Genomic DNA, 16,577 nt, shown 5'->3' with positions numbered 1-16,577 from the left:
AGCAGTCTCACAAGACATGCTCGAAGAAAGTGCCGTGACTATGCATGTAAGCCAGACACCCTAAAAAACCACTTTTTCAGACTCTTGAATATCTATACACCCCCTTAATGTTCGATGCCAAATACCCACCTACAGAGTCGGCGCCACGCAGTCCTTCAAAAATATATTGCGGCACCTCAAAATACTGATAAACCGCACCATTCTTAAATTCAACCTGCAGTGTCTCACTCTCTTCATCATAGCCAACCGCTGCAACATTGCTTGAAACAACAGATGTCATTTCCACGTCGCTCTCCTTCTTCACCTTATTGACTTGTGGGTCTTGCGCTCTCCATGCTTCAACCAACTCATGGTAGTTTGGGTCATCTTCCATTCTTATACCCCATCCACCTGGATGCTGTGAATCCTCCAAAGAGACATCATCATAAACTATAGGATCTTGACTATCAGGACGCCTGCTCCTAGGTGGTGCTTGTATTGTTGTACGCATCGGCAGCTTAACCGCCTCCCCCAAGATGATTGCTTCACCTGTCCTTAGTATTGGAAGCATGCCTGTCAATCCATCCAAATTATCTGATAGCGCAGATGTAATGCAACTCCTATCTGAAGAATTAGTTAACCTCAAGGCAAAAAATGTTCCGCATTGAGAAAGTATAGTCGGGCTTATCTCAGAAGGCCTTTGGCTAACAATCATAGCCCCAATACCGTATTTTCTTCCTTCCTTCACTATTCTTTGAACCAACTTTGATGCTATGCCTTTGAACTCATCATTCAAATAAATATGCGCCTCCTCCATGACTAGCAGCAGGGGCCTATGCCTACCACCTTGATGCAGATCCCTAGCCCAAAAGAGTGCTTCATATAACAATCTCAACAACGCTCCTATGGTTGTTTGTAAAATATCAGACGGAACCCCCGACAGGTCTAGAACAGTAACAGGCTTGCTACTTCCTATCCAATTCTTAAGCAAGGAGTCTAAGTCCTCACCAACTTTCCCATCAATATCCGGAGCCCAGCCACTAGGCTTAAAAATAAAGTCGTACCTAGGAATTCTTAGCTTGGTTCCTAATAGCGAAACCTGCTTTCCCAAATTCAAAGCCCCAGGCAAATAATTGATTTTTTCCTCACCAGCCTCCGTCACTACATTTTTAAATACTGGGGGTATGCCTGAGAGAGGATCGCCTTTTAACTCAACGCCACGCTCATCTAGCTCATAAGCCAAATTATCGACCGGCCTTCCACCCCTCCCCTTATAATAAGTACCAAAGACTTCAATAAATAGCTCATACCATAACTGATGAATACAGAAGGGAATCGGCGAGTCCACGCTAAGCGTATCGGGCTGAACCCCTTTTCTAGGATATTTTTCGAGAGACTCAAGTTTATATTTATAAACTCTCTCCATCACTATATTTCTATCTTTCTCACTACCGAAGTCGCCAAAACAAACTTCACACAACTCATCAAATTTCAGAGCCCAGAAGGGTATGTGTAGTTTATTTTTCTGTGCTAGCCTAGCGCCTCCCTGTATCTTGTAAACATTGGCTTTCTCTTGTAAAGCCTGTCCGTATTCTCCATGAAGGTCTAGCATCAATATTCTAGAAGAAGGGTATTTTTTCTCATCAGCCAATGCGTTAATGATACTGGCTACTGTGGTTGACTTTCCAGACCCTGTTGCACCTACTACGGCAGAATGTCTTGTCACCAGCTTATTAACATCAACGAGCGCAGGTATTGAATCTGCGTTTGAAATGCTACCCAGCTTGACAAAATATGGTTTATCCGGCTGCCCATAAATATTGCCTAGCTCTTTTTCCGATACCAAATGAACTTCATCACCAATAGTTGGATACTGAGATAGCCCTCTTTGAAAAACCCCATTCCTCGGCCCTTCTCCGATCAGCTGAATGGTCATCCACCTGTTTCCGTTACCCAACTCTTCAGAATGGTTTCCTGGTACAGCGCTTGCCCCAACTTGGCTAACGATCCCAAACAAATCGCTAAACCCTATAGGAATTCTAACAAAACTCCCTATTTGACCCACCCTATAACCTTGCCCTTCAATATACACAAACCCAGTTAAAGATTTTTTGGACAGAGAAACACTAACCGATGTCCCATTAACATCCTGAACATCCCCAAGATAAGTTTCCTTGCTAGGCATCCTTCCCTTCCTTATCAGCCCCTATTATTGCTTTCAAGAAATTCGTAAATTCTGAAAAATCTCCTAGCCTTACCTCATACCCAACATCATCAGAATCAACTTTATTTTTATGCGAAAAACTCAAGATGACATCATCTTCACCACCCTTTTCTTGCCATGCACCTAAAGTTGTACCAATGATAGCCCTGTCGAAAGTCCAAATATTAAGATTATGCTGTTTTTTTGCTAATCTGTATGCCTCTGGATACCTTTCAACACAACCATCATCTCCAGCCTCATATTTCCCAAACATTAGGCCGAGAACCATTGCTGTTGGATTTGCCTTTAGTGCATTGACAATAGCATCGTTCAAGTGGCCATCATTAAACGAATAGCCGCACAAAATCAAAAGAGACGACTTTTTCCTTATGAACTTACCAAGCTTATCTATTAAAGCCAAATAAGGCATCTTACGACTTTCTTCATATTTCAAATGCGATGGATAAATCAGATGTGAAGCATTTTTTTCACCTCAGAAGACCTAAAAATCCTATTTACACCATCTTGCTTTTCTTGATACCAATTAATAGATCCATGTATCTTCCAAAGCCTTGACCAATGTGTAGGTATTAGATCATCCTCCACCGCACCAAGATCAAAAAAGGATCTTCGTGACCCAATAAAACCGTCAAAATAAGGAACCTCAAGTTCTTCTAGAGCTTGCTCCATCAACAGGTCGTAATTTGTAGTAAATATCTCAACTGGCGTCTTGCGATCAATAGACCTTATCCAACTGGCCAAACGGTGATAGGGTGTATATGGACCAGGCAAGTCCACATCAAGCTTATTTACTATCTCAGCGCAGATCTTGCCTTCTAAGCTCAAGAAATCTTCTTCTATTAACCCTCTAACCTCCCCACCTTTAGAAACCAAAAGACAGCTTCTAACAAAACTTAATACATCCTCTATGTTTTCACAATTTTTTTCTGCTTTGCTCAATTCACCTAGCAAAGAAGCATATTTCTCATCACCCTTTAACTGCTCATTAATATATTTAGTGAGATTTTTAACATCAGGAATTAAAGGCCAGCAATCACTTGACATTTCCACTGACAACGGGCATCCGGCCGATAAGAAAAAGCCGATAGACTCATTATCTTGTGATAGTGACTGTCTTAGATATTTCAAATGCCTAGTACAGTCATGAAAACTTCTCATCCCACCCCCCATGACAACTCTCGTCTTTATTCCTTTCCACACGCAACAAAAACTGTCGATTATTTATTTTACATCCAAGCTGTTCCTGCGTGCACTGATGTGCCGTTATGTGCCTTTTAGTTTCAGCCTAGCACCAGAGCATGACTTTTCCCATGCGCTGGATCAACGGAACCCAACGACAGGCAAAGCACTAGCACTACCGAGCTGGTAAGCGCATCACCCTCGCCCGGAAGAATGAGTAATACGCCTCCGTGCCGAAGTGATTGCCGCCTCGACCTTGCTGGGCAGGGTGAAAACTTCGAAATTACAGAAGTCATCCGGGTACCGCTCCTTCTCGCTCTTAGCGTTGCTCCAGCGCTGAAACTGCAGCCCTCTCGGTCACGGCGATCTCTATCTCATGCTCCAGAGTCCCGTGGGGGCGTACCGCCTGTGCCTTGCCGGCATCCACCATTTGGTCGATAATTGTGAGAAACCGCCATTTGGCGAATGGAGGTCATCATGGCCCTACCTCAAATGCCCGCCGAAAAGCGCCAACACATGAGCGCTGCGGCGATGCGTACCTATCCCAATATCGCCAATGATTGGGGGCTGAAAGAGCAGGAAGCCGCCTTGCTGCTTGGCGTGCCAGAGTCGACCTATCGACGTTGGCGCAAGCAGCCCACGGCGGCGCGGCTCGACGTCAATCAGCTCGAGCGCATGTCGCTGATCCTGGGGATCTACAAGGCTCTGCAGATCCTGCTACCGCGGGCCGACGCGGCGGACTCCTGGTTGCGCCGGCCCAATCACAATCCTCTGTTTGCGGGCCAGTCGCCTCTTGATCGGCTGCGCAGCGGCCTGGTGCAGGATCTCTATGTGGTCCGCCAGCACCTCGATACGGCCCGAGGCGGGGGCCATGCGTGACGTTTCCGCTCTCCCCCGTCAGCTGGCGCCCCTGCTACCGAATCATTCCTTCGCGTTTCCCGCCTATCGACTTGTTCGAGCGCGTCGCGGCACCTGACGACTGGGAGTTGCTCCAGGAACTCGAGGAGAAACCTCGGCACGCCTGCGAGAGCAGGCCGGGGCGATCCACCTGGTACGCGATGAGGACCGCCGATATGGCCTCGGCTGGACGCCGGTGATGGCGGCGTTCTGTCACTTCAGCGAACACGGTTCCCGCTTCACCGATGGCACCTTTGGCGCCTATTACTGCGCCTTGACCGAGGCCACGGCCATCGCGGAAACCCGCTATCGTGCCGAGCGCTTCATGCAGGAATCCAATGAGCCGCCCATGCAGCTCCAGCAGCGGGTCTACCTGGCGGACCTAGAGGGCGAACTCTTCGACTTGCGCGACAACCCACCCGGGGCCGCCCCTCTGTTGGATCCTGATGACTGGAGTGCGGGCCAGGCGTTTGGCCGCAAGGCCTGGGAGTCCCATGCCGATGGGATTGTATACCCAAGCGTGCGTGATCCGGACGGTGAGTGTGCCGCGGTGCTACGCCCACCGGTATTGTCGGCTACATGGCAGGGCCGACACCTCGGCTATGAGTGGGACGGCGAGCGAATTCGCCATGTCCTTGAGCTGCGATTGGTGGAGTGAGGCTGGGGCTCGCTACGGCACCGAAAACCGCACCGCCTCCACACTAACCCGAAAGAACGGAAAGTACGCCTCGGTGCCGAAGTGATTGCCCGCCTCGACCTGGGTGGGCAGGGTGAAGCCTTCGAAGTTTTGGAAGTCGTCGAGGTAGCCGCCGAAGGGCTGGAGTCGCCACTCCTTCTCGGGGTTGGCATCGCTCCAGCGCTGGAACTGTACCCAGCGCGGTTGGCCGTTCTCGGCCACGGCGATCTCTATGGCTTGTTCCAGGGAGCCGTGGGTGATGATCGCACGCGCCAGATTGGGCTCGCCGGTCTCTTCCCAGCGCACTCCGGCCTCTTCCAAGCGCACTCCGTGCTGGGGCAGCAGCGCTGCCGGGGCCCAGAAGGCGGCTTCCGCCACGGCTCGGCCGAACGAGGCGCGCAGGTGGTTGTCGTCGCCCCCGGCCCTGGCGACGGGCAGCGTGGCGTTGAGCCAGAAGCGCGTCCAGGAGCGGCCGTTCGCCATGCCGTCCGAGCCACTCATTTGCATCAGGCCGGCGCCGGCCCGTTCGAGCCGCCAGATAAAGCCGTGCGGCGGAGCGAGTATCTGGCGTGCCTGCATGGGGCGATAGCCGGGTGCCTCCTTGCTACCGAGGCCGATCTCTCCCGTCATGTGGATTTCGCTGACCACGTGAAGCGGCGTACCTGGGGCGATGGTGTAGAGGAAGTAGCGCCGGGCGGCGTCGGGAAGGCCTTCCACCATGGCGGGGTCGAACACGTCGACGCTGGCAGGCGCCTGGGCTTGCAGCCATGCCCAGGAATTCTCCATCGCGCGGTTATCGGCCAAGCGCCAGGCCTGCATGGCCAGTACGCCGGTGAGCAGCAGCGCCAGCAGCAGGGTTACGGCCATTGCCAGATATGCCATTCGCCTGCTCCTTCGCTCCGCAGCCGTTCTCGGCGTTGTCTTCAGATTTTAGCCTTCAGCCGACGCGCCACAGGTTGAAGCGCAACGAGATGGAGCCTCTACGCCGGCTTACGCGCCAGCATGGTGGCAAACTGGAGCTTTACACCGTTGTGCATGGTGCCCAAGTCTTCGTTGTATTTGATCAGCTCCCATCCCGTGTAGGCGTCACGCAGTTGGGCTTCCTGAAGAGTAAACGGGAAAGGCACCGGGCACGGGTGCTCTTGCGTACTCATGGCGCACACAATCAGGTTATAGCCGCCGGGACGAGTGTGTGCCTGCATGTCGGCAAGCACGGCGGGAACGCTTGCCGGGTTGAGAAACATCAAGGTGACGGTGCAAACAATGAAGTCGTAATCCGCTTCCAACGCCGCCGTGTGGATGTCGTATACCCGAGCCGAGATGTTGGCGATCGCTTCAGCGCTCACAATTTGCTGCAGCATGCTGATGGCGCCGGGGTTGTTGTCGACTGCAGTCACGTCAAAGCCAAGCTCGCTCAGGTATAGCGCATTACGCCCGTTGGAGCAGCCCATATCCAGGGCGCTGCATGGCGCGATCAACTTGCACGCTTCTACCACTTCGCTATGCGCAGGGCTCAGGCCATAACGGCTGTTAAGATTGGAAGTCATGATGCTCACCTGGGGCTCAATAAGAGGGCGCATGGTACTACGATGGTCACTGGCGCCGAGCGCAATACCCGAACATTTCACTCTAGTATTGTTCCATGTCATCCATTCAGCCCCACTGCGCCTGAGCCCTTCCCCACTCGCTCGACCTTGAGCATTGGGGAAGCGCAGCGCCTTGTGTGGCGATCACTTGCCTGGGGCCGCCCTCATCCCACTTGTCAGTCGTCCTTCTTGGTCAGCGCCGAGTCCTTGTGCATGGCAATGTGTTCGGTCTTGTCGCTCTTGATCTCGTATTGCGGTTCATCCTCGCTGGCGTGGCGCCGGTGTCCTTTGTACTCCGTGTCCTGGGTATGGACGCGGATGATCTTGCCGCTGACACGCCCCGCCTCGGAGTTCCAGCTCACGTGGTCACCCACCTTGAATCGCTTGGCCATGGTTCACCTCATGACGAAAAGGGTTCAACGGAGTGAAGCGTAGTTCAGGCAGCCCCCGGGCGGCACGCTTCCGGCAAACGCGACAAGGGGTTCCGCTGCGGCCGGGGCCATCGGCCACAAGCCCAACACTGAGCTGTTTCGCGGGTAGCTGCCCATGATCGACAGCAACATCCGCGTACGCAGCGGGCTTGCCGGCAACGCCACGGCCTTCTCGGTGCCCGGCGTGTTCGCGGCGGGCGACGTGACGGATCACGTCTACCGCCAGGCGACACGTCTGCCGGCATGGCTGCATGGCCGCACTGGACGCCGAACGCGCCGCCCAGAGCCCGCTGCACATCACCCACCAGACCCTGGCCGTGGAGCTGGGCACGGCCAGGGAAGTGGTGAGCCGCCTGCTCAAGGAGTTCGAGCGCCGAGGATGGCCACACCTCTCCCGCGGGTGTATCGACATCGTCGAGGCGCCGCCGACAGGCGGCTTATAGTCCGAAGGTTTCCTTTATCTTCGCTTCGAAAGCCTTGTCGTCCATCTCCTTGCGCATGGGCACGAACAGCTCTGCCTCCTGGCCAACCTTCACGGCGATCTCGCTCTCCTCGTTCTCGATGATCGACTTCACGGCCTGCGCGATCGGCAGCGGGTCGGGGCCTTCATTGATGGCCTTGGCCACGATCGGCACGAGATGGGAGACCAGCGCCTGGTAGGGGAGTCGTCGCCGGTCGTGCGGCTGTTGGCGACAAGGCCTTTCTTCACGAAGTTGGTGCCGAACAGGCCGGCCAGAACGGAATGTACTCGAATGCCGAAGGGGGCAACCTCGAACCTCAGCGAGTCGGTGATGCCTTCGACCGCGTACTTGCTGGCATTGTAGTGCGAGAGCAGGGGCAGGCCCATTTTGCCCAGGAAGGAGGAAATGTTGATGATCACGCCGCTGCCGGCATTTCGCATATGCGGCAGAACTTCACGGGTCGTCTTGATCAAGCCGAAGACATTCACGTCGAACTGCTTGAAGATTTCCTCGTCGGTACCTTCTTCCAGGCTGGCAAGAAGTCCGAAGCCGGCATTGTTAACCAGTACATCGAGCTTCCCTTCTTTTTCGATAACGTGCTGCACGGCGTTCCGAATCGACGCAGTCTCCTGCACATCCAACGGAACGGTATGGACAGTCAGGCCGCGCTGGCCGGCCTCGTCGAGCAGCGCCTGGCTGTCATTGCGGATGCCGGCATAGACGGTATAACCATGCTCGGCGAGCAGCAGCGCAGTGGCCTTGCCCATGCCCGACGCTGCGCCAGTGATCAAGACGGTTTTATTCACAGCACTTACCTTTTCAAGTGGAAGCCGTGCCCAGAAGCAGGGGCGACGGGAACGAAGGGGTCAGCAACGGTGGCACGACAGGGCCAGCGCAGCCCAGGGCTTTGCCCGGCGTCGGCGAGCCTCGCCTTCGCTCGTTTATCGGCCTTTTCCCACTTGGTGATATTGATCCTTGGCAAGGTCGAGCGAGATTTGCCCACCGGGAAGGCGCCATGCATGGCCAAGCCCTGCCCGACAGCGGCATATCGCATGGCGAGCCAGTACACTGGAACACCCACCCCCATGCCAAGGCATACAGCGTCGATGAGCAACTCCATGACGTCAGATAACCGAACCGATGACCACGACGAGCACAGGCTGACGGCTCTCGGCAGCCGCCACGTGCTTTTCGTGATGGCGGCCGAGGCCGAGTACGGCCCACACCTCAGGCAGCGTTTCACGCCGCTCATGACCGGCATTGGCCCGGTGGAGGCGGCGGTGGAACTCACCGCGGCGTTGGCCACGCTTGCCCAGCAGGAGCGGCTGCCAGATCTGGTGGTGTCGCTGGGCTCGGCGGGCAGCCGAAAGCTGGAGCAGGCCGAGGTCTATCAGGCGACCTCCGTGGCTTACCGCGACATGGACGCCTCACCGCTGGGCTTCGAGAAGGGCTCCACGCCCTTTCTCGACCTGCCCGCGATCGTTCCGCTGCCGCTGCGTATCCCCGGCATTGCCGAGGCCACGCTCTCCACCGGCGCCAACATCGTCTCGGGCGAGGCCTATGCCGCCATCGCCGCCGACATGGTGGACATGGAGAGCTACGCCTGCCTGCGCGCCTGCACCCGCTTCGGAGTGCCGCTGGTGGCGCTGCGCGGTATCTCAGACGGCAAGGCGGAGCTGCACCACGTGGATGACTGGACGGAGTACCTGCATGTCATCGACGAGAAGCTGGCCACCGCCGTGGACCGGCTTGGCGAGGCGCTGGCCGAAGGCCTGCTGGATCGCTGACCTTTGGGGTATCAGGCCAGGAAGGGTTTAAGCCAGTGCTTGAGCTGCGGCCCTTGCATCAGCCCGGCCTGGCGGGCGATCTCACGCCCCTGCTGGAACACGATCAGGGTGGGAATGCTGCGAATGCCGAAGCGCCCAGCCAGGGTCGGCTCCGCCTCGGTGTCGAGCTTGGCGAAGCGGATGCGCGGCTCCAGCTCGGCGGCGGCCTGGGCGAACACCGGCGCCATCATCTTGCACGGGCCGCACCAGCCGGCCCAGAAGTCCACCACCACCGGCAGCTCGCTGCGCTCGATCAGCGCCGTGTAGTTGGCGCCAGTGAGCTCAAGCGGCGCGCCGGTGAACATGGGCTGCTTGCACTTGCCACAGCGCGAGGCGGCCAGGCGCGCCGTGGCCACGCGGTTGATCGCCTGGCAGTGGGGGCAGGCCAGGTGCAGGGAGTCGGACATGGTGGGGCTCCGGATAGGTGGGATAAGTATGGATATGGAGGCTTCTGGCCGCAAAGTAAAGCCAAGCAGGGTCTTGCCGGCAGGTTCCGGTGAGCCGAACGGTAGAGGCATTCGGCGCTTCCCATGCGCCGATAGGAAGCGAATTCGATTCATTGCTCCGTTTGCCGGGGTTGGCCCGGCTAGCTGAGGCTGAAACCCTGTTACCCACGCGATTCGACAGGAGGTCGACACCATGTCCAGCCCGGAGCACAAACAGAAGATATGGAAGCTGATCGAGGAGATTCAGGTCGGCATGCTGGTTACCCTGGACGGCGAGATGCCGCGCGCGCGACCGATGCATCTGGTGCAGAAGGAGTACGACGGCACCCTGTGGTTCTTCACCCGGCGCAGCGCCGAAAAAGTGTCGGAAACCGACCGCGACCATGAGGTCTGCCTGAGCTTTGCCGACCCCGACAAGGGCGTGTACGTTTCGCTCTCCGGCACCGCCAACCTGACCGATGATCGCGAGCTGATCGAGAAGTACTGGAACCCGTTCGTGGCCGCCTGGTTCACCGAAGGCAAGGACGACCCGGACGTCGCCATGCTGGAGGTAAAGGTGACCATGGGCGAGCACTGGAAGGCCAAGGAGAGCAAGGTGTTCCAGCTCTACGAGTTCGCCAAGGCCAACCTCAAGAAGGACGCCAAGCCCAACGTGGGCGAGAACGAGAAGTTCGGCGGCTGAGCCCCCGCTTCATGCCATGCCCCCGGGCATGAGAACCGCTTCCACCGGTCGCCGTAGGGAGCGCGGCATTGCCTTGCCCCGGCCGAACCTCACCACCAGGTCGGGGCGCCCGCCTACGATGCCCAAGGCTTCGGCGAACGCCGGGCGTACGCTGGCCTCCTCTACCGGCTGGTTAATGAAGGCGTTGCAGATGCCGAGTGCCGTGGCCTGCAGGGCGAAACGCTGATAGCAGCGCCCGGCTTCCACCCAGTTGGCCTTGTCATCGCTCTCCGAGATGAACACGGCAATGCCGGCGGAGCTGCGTACCTGGCGGGCCACCTTGGCGCTTTCGGCGCCTTGTCGAAACAGGGCGCGGAATAGCCATCTGCCGAGCCAGCGCGGAGTCGGCGGGCTCCCCATCGCACGCGCAAAGAGCCCATCCCCGGCTTCGAGGGCCTCGCGCTCACCGAAGCGGATCCAGGCTTCTAGCTCCTCTCGGAATGCCCGGTTCGCAATTTGCCGGCCATTGGCCTGAAGCACGAAGGCTAGGACTTGCTCTATCGCCGGCCGTTCGGTCAGCAGGCTGATGGATACCCCTTTTCCTGTTCCGGCGCCCTGAAGGAGGTAGAGCTCCTGGTCGGTAACGGGCAAGCCGTCGTAGTCGCTGCGGCTGCACTGGCGGGCCGGGATAGCCTCGAACAGTGGGGAGCGCTCCGGTGGGCAGGGTGCCAACGTGACGCGTACTTCTCCATCGCCTTCTGCATGAAACAAGACCTCGCCCTGCATGCCGAGCGCCTGCGCAGCCAGGCTAAGATTCTCGGCGGCGCAGCCCAACGAAACGTAGAGATGGTGGTCGTCCGGATCGACCACTGGGGTGCGCCGCGTGAGATCCGGCAGGATGGTGATGGCCTCATCCGCGACTCTGAAGCGCCAGCACTGGGTGTTATGCCCCGAAGGGGCCAGGGTGGCATAGCGAATGAGTTCGTTCAGCCGCGCGGCTCGATCGGTTGCTTGCCCACTGCCATGACGCCACAGACTCGCCACTACCTGTTCGTAGTTCATCGCTCGTCCCACCCTGCCCACGCCGCTGCCGAAGCCCCTGCTTGCCTCAGTTTAGCGGCTAACCACCCGGGAAAAAGACCGGAACGTCAGGCTGCTCGTCGCAGACACTCCTAGGCATGACGCTTTTGACACGCTCCCCTTCGTGGTCTTAGATAGAGTCATATTTAGATAGACCGGTCTATATAAGCATAGAGAAACAGGAGCACAAGCGAATGCCAGCTTCAAAGCGCGACCAACTGCTCGCCACGGCCGAGCGACTCTTCTACGAAGAGGGATTTCACGCCACCGGCATCGACCGCATCGTGGCGGCGGCCGGAGTGGTGCGCATGACGCTCTACAACCACTTTGACTCCAAGGAGGCGCTGGTCGCGGCGGTGCTGCAGGCCCGCCATGAACGCTTCATGGCCAGCCTGGAGGCGGCCAGTGCCGCCGCACTGCCGGGCGAGGCGACCCTGGCGCTGGTCGAGGCTCACGGCCGCTGGCTGGCGCAGTGCAGCCAGCAGGGCTGCATCCTGGTCAAGGCGATGGGCGAGTTCGCCGGGCACAGCGCCGAGATCCATGCCCTGGCAACAGCCGCCAAGCGCGAGCTGCTGGCCCGCTTCGAAGTCGCGGTAGCACGCGATGGCCTGGCGCACGCCACCGACCTAGCGCGCCGTCTCTTCCTGGTGCTGGAAGGCAGCAACACGGCGGTGGTGCTGCTGGGCATGCGGGCGGGCCTGACGGACACTCGGGCAGTGGTCGACGCCCTGCTCGCAGCGGCCCGCAGCGAGACACCATGATGCGCCTCTCACCCCTCGGCATGGCGGCGCTCGGCAGCGGGATCATCGCCATCACCTATGGGCTGGCGCGCTTCGTGTTCGGCCTGTTTCTGCCTGCCATGCGCGACGAGCTGACGATCTCTTCCACCATGGCCGGAGTCATCGGCGCCCTGCCGTTTTTGAGCTTCGTCTTCGCCATCCTGGCCGCTCCTGGGTTACCCAGCGCCTGGGGGTTCGCCGTGCCGGCGTCGCCGCCGCCGGCCTGGCCGGGGTCGGGCTGGTCGCCATTGCCGTGGCACCCTCCTCCCTGCTGCTGGCCGCGGGCGTGCTGGTCTGCGGCGTCAGCACCGGCCTCTCCTCGCCGGCAATGGCACAGGCGGTATCCCGAACGGTGCCCTCCCGGCTGCGCGGGCGGGTCAATGCCACCATCAACGCTGGCACCAGTGTGGGCATTGCGCTGGCCATGCCCGCGGTGCTGATCTGGGCCGAGGCCTGGCGCAGCGCCTATCTCGGGTTTGCCGCCCTGGCGGCCCTGGGCGCCCTGGCTGGCTTCCTGCTCCTGCCCCATGAGGATCGCACAACCCAGCCACCGCGGCTTTCCCTTGCGGCCCTGCCGGTGAGCCGAGACCAGTGGCACGCCATCGCCCGGCTGAGTGGCCTGGCCGCCGGCATGGGCTGTGTGAGCGCGGCCTACTGGGTATTCGCGCCCGATGCGGCGATCGCCGCCGGCGGGCTGGGGCCGAGCCAGACCGCCTGGATGTGGCTGGCGGTGGGCGTTGGGGGGCTGGCAGGCGGCGGCGCTGGTGATCTCATCGCGCGCATCGGTCAGGCTGCCAGCCACGCGGTAGGGCTAGTGGTGCTGTCCGCCGGCCTGGTCCTGCTGGCCGTTGCGCCCGGCAGCTTCGTCCTGGCGCTGGTATCGGCGGCCCTGTTCGGCATCGGCTACATGACACTGACCGGTTTCCACCTGGTCAGGAGCATCGAGATCATGGCCGAATCGCCCGCCTTCGGCCCGGTGCTGCCGCTGCTTGCCACGTCGGTCGGCCAGGTCATCGGTTCGCCGCTGGCCGGCTGGCTGGTCGAAGCTGAAGGCCACACCACCACCTTCTGGCTCTTCTCCGCCCTGGGGCTGGCCGTTGCCGGGCTGGGAGTGTGGTGGCTGCGCGTAGCGGGGCGAAGTGCCGCCAGGCGAGTTGCGAGCGGCAGTGACCGCGGCCTTGGGCAGCCCGCCCAGAAGGTGCGGCAGAGAGGGTGCGGGCGGCAGCCGTCACTTCATCTCGAAGCCGCGCCTGGTCAGGAATTCGCGCATATGGGCCCGCAGCTTGCTGGTGAACAGCGGGGTGAGGCTCTTCGACCAGTTGGTGTCCTTGTTGCCCCCTTGCGCTGGCCGTAGTAGGTCTGCATGGCGTCGTCGTAGGCGGCCACCAGCTCGCTGTCGTCGCAGTAGGCGTCCTCCTTGAGGATCGCCTCCACCGGCAGGCGCGGCTTGATGTCCGGCTCGTGCGCCGGGTAGCCGAGGCACATGCCGAACACCGGGTAAACGTGCTCAGGGAGGTGCAGCAGGTCGCTGACCGCCTGAGGGTTGTTGCGAATACCACCGATGTAGCAGATGCCGAGCCCTTCGGATTCGGCGGCGATGGCGACGTTCTGAGCCATCAGCGCGGCGTCGATGCTGGCCACCAGCAGCTGCTCGGTCATGCCGCGCACGACATGGGCACCGATGCGCTCGGCGGCCTCGGTGGGTCGCTTCATGTCGGCACAGAACACCAGAAAATCGGAGGCGCTGGCGACATACCCTGGCCACCGGTCAGCTCGGCGATCTTCTCGCGGTTGACCGGGTTGGTGACGTGAATGACGCTGTAGGCCTGCACGTGGTTGGAGGTCGCCGCGGCCTGGCCGGCGCTGATCAATTCCCGCAGCAGCTCGTGGGGGATCTTGCGTTCGGTGAACTTGCGGATCGAGCGATGGGATTTCAGCAGTTCGATGGTGGGGTTCATGTCGCCTCGCGAAGTGCGTGTCGTTCGTTAACCTGCTTATTATCATTCAGCCTGCGCGATATTGCATGCCTGCCGCTGAACGCTGCTGTCATGTGCTACGCTTGCCGCACAGTTAACCGGAATTTCTGCCCGTTCGACTCAGCCTCGCTGCCCACGCTGCTGACCCTTACGGCACATTCCGAAGCCTCAGCCAGCGATTGTCTCCCGCAAGGCGCCCCTTACCCATTTTTACGCAGCCACACAAAAGACGATAAAAAATTTCTAATTCTTACGCTAAAGAAGTTTTGTAACTGACGTGAAGTCGCCAGAAAAACCCCTCCCAAGGTAGCATCATCCGACCCAAAATCATCGTGAACGTCATCGGTAAACATGCTCAAGGAGGGCAGCGCTTTGCTTGCGAAAGGAGAGGACTTCACGCTCGAACGCCACTATGGTGCAGCCGGCTACCGGGAAGACATTCAGGGCCTGAGAGCCGTCGGCGCCATCACGATCATGGTGTTTCATATTTGGTTCAACAAGGTGTCCGGCGGCGTAGACATCTTCATCGTCGTCTCCGGTTTCCTGATGACCGCCCTGCTGATGCGAGGCTTCCTCGGCGAAGGGATGAGCAGCGTATGGCGCTTCTGGTCCCGAATTATCGTGAGGATCGCACCTTCGGCCTATGTCGTGCTGCTGGGTACGCTGGCGGCGGGCTTTTATCTTCTGCCGCCCTCCCTGATCAAGGGGTTCGTGAACGAAGTGATCGCGGCGATGCTGCACCTGGAGAACTTCCTGCTGATGCGGCGTTCGGTCGACTACCTGGCCTCCGATATTCCGGCCAGCCCCGTGCAGCAATTCTGGGCACTCTCCGTACAGGTGCAGTTCTATGCGCTGCTGCCCTTCGTGCTGCTGCCGCTGGCCCTGTGGGCGCGCAGGGTGCGTTCGCCCCTGCCGCTGGTGCTTGGCTTTGCGCTGCTGCTGGCCGCCTCTTTCCTCTACGCCACCGCCGCCGTGGCCCGCGACCCCGTCTCGACCTACTTCAACACCTTCGCCAGGGGTTGGGAGTTCCTGGCCGGCGGGCTGCTATTCCTGCTTTCCCCATGGGCAAGGCTGCGCAATGGGCTGGCGCCTTGGCTGAGCGTGCTGGGCCTGGCGCTGGTCGCGGCCAGCGCCGCCCTCATCCCACGGGGCGCGCATTTTCCCGGCCCGGTCGCGCTGTTCCCGGTGGCCGCCGCCCTGCTGGTGATTCTCTCGGGCCTGGGCAGCCATCGAAACAGGCTGCTGGCGTCTCGGCCGCTGGTGTTCATCGGCGGCATGTCCTTCACCCTGTACCTGTGGCACTGGCCGCTGCTGGTGTTCTACCGCGAGTTCTTCAACGCCGGCACGGTCGGCCTGGTGCCGGGCCTGCTCATCATTCTGCTCTCCTTCGGCCTGTCCTACCTGACCAAGACGCTGGTCGAAAGCCCCACCCTGCTGATACCCCGCCGCAAGGCGGTCTCTGGCTATGTCATCGGCGCGCTATTTCTCGCCCCGGTGGCTACCCTTGCCTCCTTTTACCGAAGCGAACTCAATCAGATACAAAGCAGCGTGATGGTGGCCTTGGAAAAGGGGAGATCGCCCCTCGGGAAGAGGCCGGCATACGGCTGGAGGAAGACCCCATTGCCGTGGACCGGGCGGAGCTCATCGCCGCACGCGACACCCTGCCAGCGCCCTATGAGATGGACTGCCACCAATCGCAGGAGGATGACGAGGCGATCACCTGCGAGTTCGGTGACCTAAGCTCGGAGCGGGTAGTGGTGCTCGTCGGTGGCTCGCATGCCACCCAGTGGCTGCCGGCGCTGGAAGAGATCGGCGAGGACAACGGTTTCAAGATCGTCAACATGACCAAGTCGTCATGTCCGTTCGGCGTGGTCGAGGACTCGAACGCCTCCTGCGTGGCGTGGAACGCAAACGCCCTGGAGGCGATCGTGCAGCTGGATCCGGTGGCCGTGATCACCAACTCCACCCGCACCGAGCCCGGCGAGGAGAGCGTGCCGGAAGGCTACGTGGAAAACTGGCGTGCCCTTGCCCGGCACGGTATTCCGGTGCTCGGCATTCGCGACAACCCGCGCTTCGACTTCGACGTGCCCGAGTGTCTGCATCGCAATCGCCTCGATTATCTGGAATGCGCGGTCGCCCAGGAGGAGGTGCTCGCCGAACAGGACCCGGCGCGTGAGTATGCGGCGCTGATCACTTCGATCGACATGACGGACGCTTTCTGTGCCGACGGCCTGTGCCCCGTCACCTACGAGGGGTTTTTGATCTACCGCGACACCGACCACGTCCACGTGCCCTACGTGATGTACCTGAGCGAGATGCTGGAGCGGCGCATGGAGCGTGCCTTTCCCGAGCTGTTCGGTTAGGGCGGCCGGCGGC

19 protein-coding genes and 3 pseudogenes are annotated in these 16,577 nt (G+C 59.4%); 10 read left to right on the top strand and 12 right to left on the bottom strand.

Annotation, left to right across the window (positions count from 1 at the left end):
* Positions 1–76 precede the first annotated feature (76 nt).
* From ACUDAL_RS01340 to ACUDAL_RS01330, 3 genes are read right to left on the bottom strand one after another with little or no spacing between them, the layout of a single operon-like run.
* The gene (locus ACUDAL_RS01340) at positions 77–2,164 is read right to left on the bottom strand and encodes a helicase HerA-like domain-containing protein (RefSeq protein WP_444676854.1); all 2,088 of its coding nucleotides are present in this window, start codon (positions 2,162–2,164) and stop codon (positions 77–79) included.
* Positions 2,157–2,636, bottom strand: a complete 480-nt coding sequence (locus tag ACUDAL_RS01335) for a hypothetical protein (protein ID WP_444676853.1) — start codon at positions 2,634–2,636, stop codon at positions 2,157–2,159. Before ACUDAL_RS01335 ends, ACUDAL_RS01340 begins: the two co-directional genes overlap by 8 nt.
* Positions 2,637–2,650: 14 nt before the next feature.
* Positions 2,651–3,373 carry an SIR2 family protein gene (locus ACUDAL_RS01330; RefSeq protein WP_444676852.1) on the bottom strand — a complete coding sequence of 241 codons (723 nt, stop codon included), beginning with the start codon at positions 3,371–3,373 and terminating at the stop codon, positions 2,651–2,653.
* A 486-nt stretch (positions 3,374–3,859) separates the two neighbouring features.
* On the opposite strand from ACUDAL_RS01330, the gene ACUDAL_RS01325 reads away from it, so the two are divergent.
* Together ACUDAL_RS01325 and ACUDAL_RS01320 are read left to right on the top strand one after the other, a co-directional pair.
* Positions 3,860–4,261, top strand: a complete 402-nt coding sequence (locus ACUDAL_RS01325) for an antitoxin Xre-like helix-turn-helix domain-containing protein (RefSeq protein ID WP_444676851.1) — start codon at positions 3,860–3,862, stop codon at positions 4,259–4,261.
* 217 nt (positions 4,262–4,478) lie between these two features.
* On the top strand, positions 4,479–4,937 hold the full coding sequence (locus tag ACUDAL_RS01320; protein WP_255698297.1) for an RES family NAD+ phosphorylase: 459 nt from the start codon (positions 4,479–4,481) through the stop codon (positions 4,935–4,937).
* A 12-nt stretch (positions 4,938–4,949) separates the two neighbouring features.
* On the opposite strand, the gene ACUDAL_RS01315 is transcribed toward ACUDAL_RS01320, so the two are convergent.
* The 3 genes from ACUDAL_RS01315 to ACUDAL_RS01305 form a co-directional block, all read right to left on the bottom strand.
* Positions 4,950–5,837: a DUF6544 family protein gene (locus ACUDAL_RS01315; RefSeq protein WP_444676850.1), complete on the bottom strand. Its 888-nt coding sequence runs from the start codon at positions 5,835–5,837 to the stop codon at positions 4,950–4,952.
* Between the two features lie 98 nt (positions 5,838–5,935).
* Complete coding sequence (gene tehB, locus ACUDAL_RS01310) at positions 5,936–6,502, bottom strand: tellurite resistance methyltransferase TehB (protein ID WP_444676849.1); 567 nt, start codon at positions 6,500–6,502, stop codon at positions 5,936–5,938.
* Positions 6,503–6,717: 215 nt separating this feature from the next.
* The gene (locus ACUDAL_RS01305) at positions 6,718–6,933 is read right to left on the bottom strand and encodes a DUF2945 domain-containing protein (protein WP_444676848.1); all 216 of its coding nucleotides are present in this window, start codon (positions 6,931–6,933) and stop codon (positions 6,718–6,720) included.
* Positions 6,934–7,039: 106 nt separating this feature from the next.
* On the opposite strand from ACUDAL_RS01305, the pseudogene ACUDAL_RS01300 reads away from it, so the two are divergent.
* Both ACUDAL_RS01300 and ACUDAL_RS01295 read left to right on the top strand, forming a co-directional pair.
* Positions 7,040–7,247 (top strand): annotated as a pseudogene (locus ACUDAL_RS01300) (thioredoxin-disulfide reductase); the annotation flags it as partial.
* Positions 7,224–7,415, top strand: a complete 192-nt coding sequence (locus ACUDAL_RS01295) for a helix-turn-helix domain-containing protein (protein WP_444679275.1) — start codon at positions 7,224–7,226, stop codon at positions 7,413–7,415. The pseudogene ACUDAL_RS01300 and the gene ACUDAL_RS01295, both read left to right, overlap by 24 nt.
* Here ACUDAL_RS01295 and ACUDAL_RS01290 read toward each other — a convergent pair.
* Genes ACUDAL_RS01290 through ACUDAL_RS01280 form a run of 3 tightly spaced genes read right to left on the bottom strand, consistent with a single transcriptional unit; the run spans position 7,410 to position 8,553 of the window.
* The gene (locus ACUDAL_RS01290; RefSeq protein ID WP_444676847.1) at positions 7,410–7,598 is read right to left on the bottom strand and encodes a hypothetical protein; all 189 of its coding nucleotides are present in this window, start codon (positions 7,596–7,598) and stop codon (positions 7,410–7,412) included. The two genes, ACUDAL_RS01295 and ACUDAL_RS01290, sit on opposite strands and share 6 nt — an antisense overlap.
* On the bottom strand, positions 7,544–8,239 hold the full coding sequence (locus ACUDAL_RS01285; RefSeq protein WP_444676846.1) for an SDR family oxidoreductase: 696 nt from the start codon (positions 8,237–8,239) through the stop codon (positions 7,544–7,546). Before ACUDAL_RS01285 ends, ACUDAL_RS01290 begins: the two co-directional genes overlap by 55 nt.
* Before the next feature lie 5 nt (positions 8,240–8,244).
* Positions 8,245–8,553, bottom strand: a complete 309-nt coding sequence (locus tag ACUDAL_RS01280) for a hypothetical protein (protein ID WP_444676845.1) — start codon at positions 8,551–8,553, stop codon at positions 8,245–8,247.
* On the opposite strand from ACUDAL_RS01280, the gene ACUDAL_RS01275 reads away from it, so the two are divergent.
* Positions 8,552–9,220 (top strand): 5'-methylthioadenosine/S-adenosylhomocysteine nucleosidase, encoded by a 669-nt coding sequence (locus ACUDAL_RS01275; protein WP_444676844.1) that lies wholly within the window; start codon positions 8,552–8,554, stop codon positions 9,218–9,220. The genes ACUDAL_RS01280 and ACUDAL_RS01275 overlap by 2 nt on opposite strands.
* Before the next feature lie 11 nt (positions 9,221–9,231).
* On the opposite strand, the gene trxC is transcribed toward ACUDAL_RS01275, so the two are convergent.
* Positions 9,232–9,666: a thioredoxin TrxC gene (gene trxC, locus ACUDAL_RS01270; RefSeq protein WP_444676843.1), complete on the bottom strand. Its 435-nt coding sequence runs from the start codon at positions 9,664–9,666 to the stop codon at positions 9,232–9,234.
* A gap of 232 nt (positions 9,667–9,898) precedes the next feature.
* Between trxC and ACUDAL_RS01265 the strand changes: the two genes are divergently transcribed.
* Positions 9,899–10,387 carry a pyridoxamine 5'-phosphate oxidase family protein gene (locus ACUDAL_RS01265; protein ID WP_444676842.1) on the top strand — a complete coding sequence of 163 codons (489 nt, stop codon included), beginning with the start codon at positions 9,899–9,901 and terminating at the stop codon, positions 10,385–10,387.
* Positions 10,388–10,396: 9 nt separating this feature from the next.
* Here the strand turns inward: ACUDAL_RS01265 and ACUDAL_RS01260 are convergent, their stop codons facing one another.
* Entirely contained in the window at positions 10,397–11,428 is a 1,032-nt protein-coding gene (locus ACUDAL_RS01260; RefSeq protein WP_444676841.1) for an Acg family FMN-binding oxidoreductase, read from the bottom strand.
* A 212-nt stretch (positions 11,429–11,640) separates the two neighbouring features.
* On the opposite strand from ACUDAL_RS01260, the gene ACUDAL_RS01255 reads away from it, so the two are divergent.
* Together ACUDAL_RS01255 and ACUDAL_RS01250 are read left to right on the top strand one after the other, a co-directional pair.
* Positions 11,641–12,207, top strand: coding sequence for a TetR/AcrR family transcriptional regulator (locus tag ACUDAL_RS01255; protein WP_444676840.1), 567 nt, complete (start codon positions 11,641–11,643; stop codon positions 12,205–12,207).
* A gap of 199 nt (positions 12,208–12,406) precedes the next feature.
* Positions 12,407–13,321: pseudogene (locus ACUDAL_RS01250) on the top strand (MFS transporter); the annotation flags it as partial.
* A gap of 132 nt (positions 13,322–13,453) precedes the next feature.
* On the opposite strand, the pseudogene nfsA reads toward ACUDAL_RS01250, so the two are convergent.
* Positions 13,454–14,183: pseudogene (gene nfsA, locus ACUDAL_RS01245) on the bottom strand (oxygen-insensitive NADPH nitroreductase).
* 390 nt (positions 14,184–14,573) lie between these two features.
* Between nfsA and ACUDAL_RS01240 the strand changes: the two are divergent.
* Positions 14,574–15,941 carry an acyltransferase family protein gene (locus ACUDAL_RS01240; RefSeq protein ID WP_444676839.1) on the top strand — a complete coding sequence of 456 codons (1,368 nt, stop codon included), beginning with the start codon at positions 14,574–14,576 and terminating at the stop codon, positions 15,939–15,941.
* Positions 15,881–16,564 carry an SGNH hydrolase domain-containing protein gene (locus tag ACUDAL_RS01235; protein WP_444676838.1) on the top strand — a complete coding sequence of 228 codons (684 nt, stop codon included), beginning with the start codon at positions 15,881–15,883 and terminating at the stop codon, positions 16,562–16,564. The genes ACUDAL_RS01240 and ACUDAL_RS01235 overlap by 61 nt, the downstream gene beginning before the upstream one ends.
* The last annotated feature ends 13 nt before the right edge of the window (positions 16,565–16,577 follow it).

Source organism: Halomonas sp. E19 (assembly GCF_052439355.1).
In the GTDB taxonomy this organism is placed as follows: domain Bacteria; phylum Pseudomonadota; class Gammaproteobacteria; order Pseudomonadales; family Halomonadaceae; genus Halomonas.
Note: the sequence above shows the minus strand (reverse complement) of the source record. Positions and strands in the feature narration are given on the sequence as shown.

Excerpts from the sequence above, each read along its gene's own strand:
- ACUDAL_RS01340 (WP_444676854.1), bottom strand. The coding sequence starts at position 2,164 with ATGCCTAGCAAGGAAACTTATCTTGGGGATGTTCAGGATGTTAATGGG.
- ACUDAL_RS01330 (WP_444676852.1), bottom strand. The coding sequence starts at position 3,373 with ATGGGGGGTGGGATGAGAAGTTTTCATGACTGTACTAGGCATTTGAAA.
- ACUDAL_RS01325 (WP_444676851.1), top strand. The coding sequence starts at position 3,860 with ATGGCCCTACCTCAAATGCCCGCCGAAAAGCGCCAACACATGAGCGCT.
- ACUDAL_RS01320 (WP_255698297.1), top strand. The coding sequence starts at position 4,479 with ATGGCGGCGTTCTGTCACTTCAGCGAACACGGTTCCCGCTTCACCGAT.
- ACUDAL_RS01315 (WP_444676850.1), bottom strand. The coding sequence starts at position 5,837 with ATGGCATATCTGGCAATGGCCGTAACCCTGCTGCTGGCGCTGCTGCTC.
- tehB (WP_444676849.1), bottom strand. The coding sequence starts at position 6,502 with ATGACTTCCAATCTTAACAGCCGTTATGGCCTGAGCCCTGCGCATAGC.
- ACUDAL_RS01305 (WP_444676848.1), bottom strand. The coding sequence starts at position 6,933 with ATGGCCAAGCGATTCAAGGTGGGTGACCACGTGAGCTGGAACTCCGAG.
- ACUDAL_RS01295 (WP_444679275.1), top strand. The coding sequence starts at position 7,224 with ATGGCCGCACTGGACGCCGAACGCGCCGCCCAGAGCCCGCTGCACATC.
- ACUDAL_RS01275 (WP_444676844.1), top strand. The coding sequence starts at position 8,552 with ATGACGTCAGATAACCGAACCGATGACCACGACGAGCACAGGCTGACG.
- ACUDAL_RS01280 (WP_444676845.1), bottom strand. The coding sequence starts at position 8,553 with ATGGAGTTGCTCATCGACGCTGTATGCCTTGGCATGGGGGTGGGTGTT.
- trxC (WP_444676843.1), bottom strand. The coding sequence starts at position 9,666 with ATGTCCGACTCCCTGCACCTGGCCTGCCCCCACTGCCAGGCGATCAAC.
- ACUDAL_RS01265 (WP_444676842.1), top strand. The coding sequence starts at position 9,899 with ATGTCCAGCCCGGAGCACAAACAGAAGATATGGAAGCTGATCGAGGAG.
- ACUDAL_RS01260 (WP_444676841.1), bottom strand. The coding sequence starts at position 11,428 with ATGAACTACGAACAGGTAGTGGCGAGTCTGTGGCGTCATGGCAGTGGG.
- ACUDAL_RS01255 (WP_444676840.1), top strand. The coding sequence starts at position 11,641 with ATGCCAGCTTCAAAGCGCGACCAACTGCTCGCCACGGCCGAGCGACTC.
- ACUDAL_RS01235 (WP_444676838.1), top strand. The coding sequence starts at position 15,881 with ATGGACTGCCACCAATCGCAGGAGGATGACGAGGCGATCACCTGCGAG.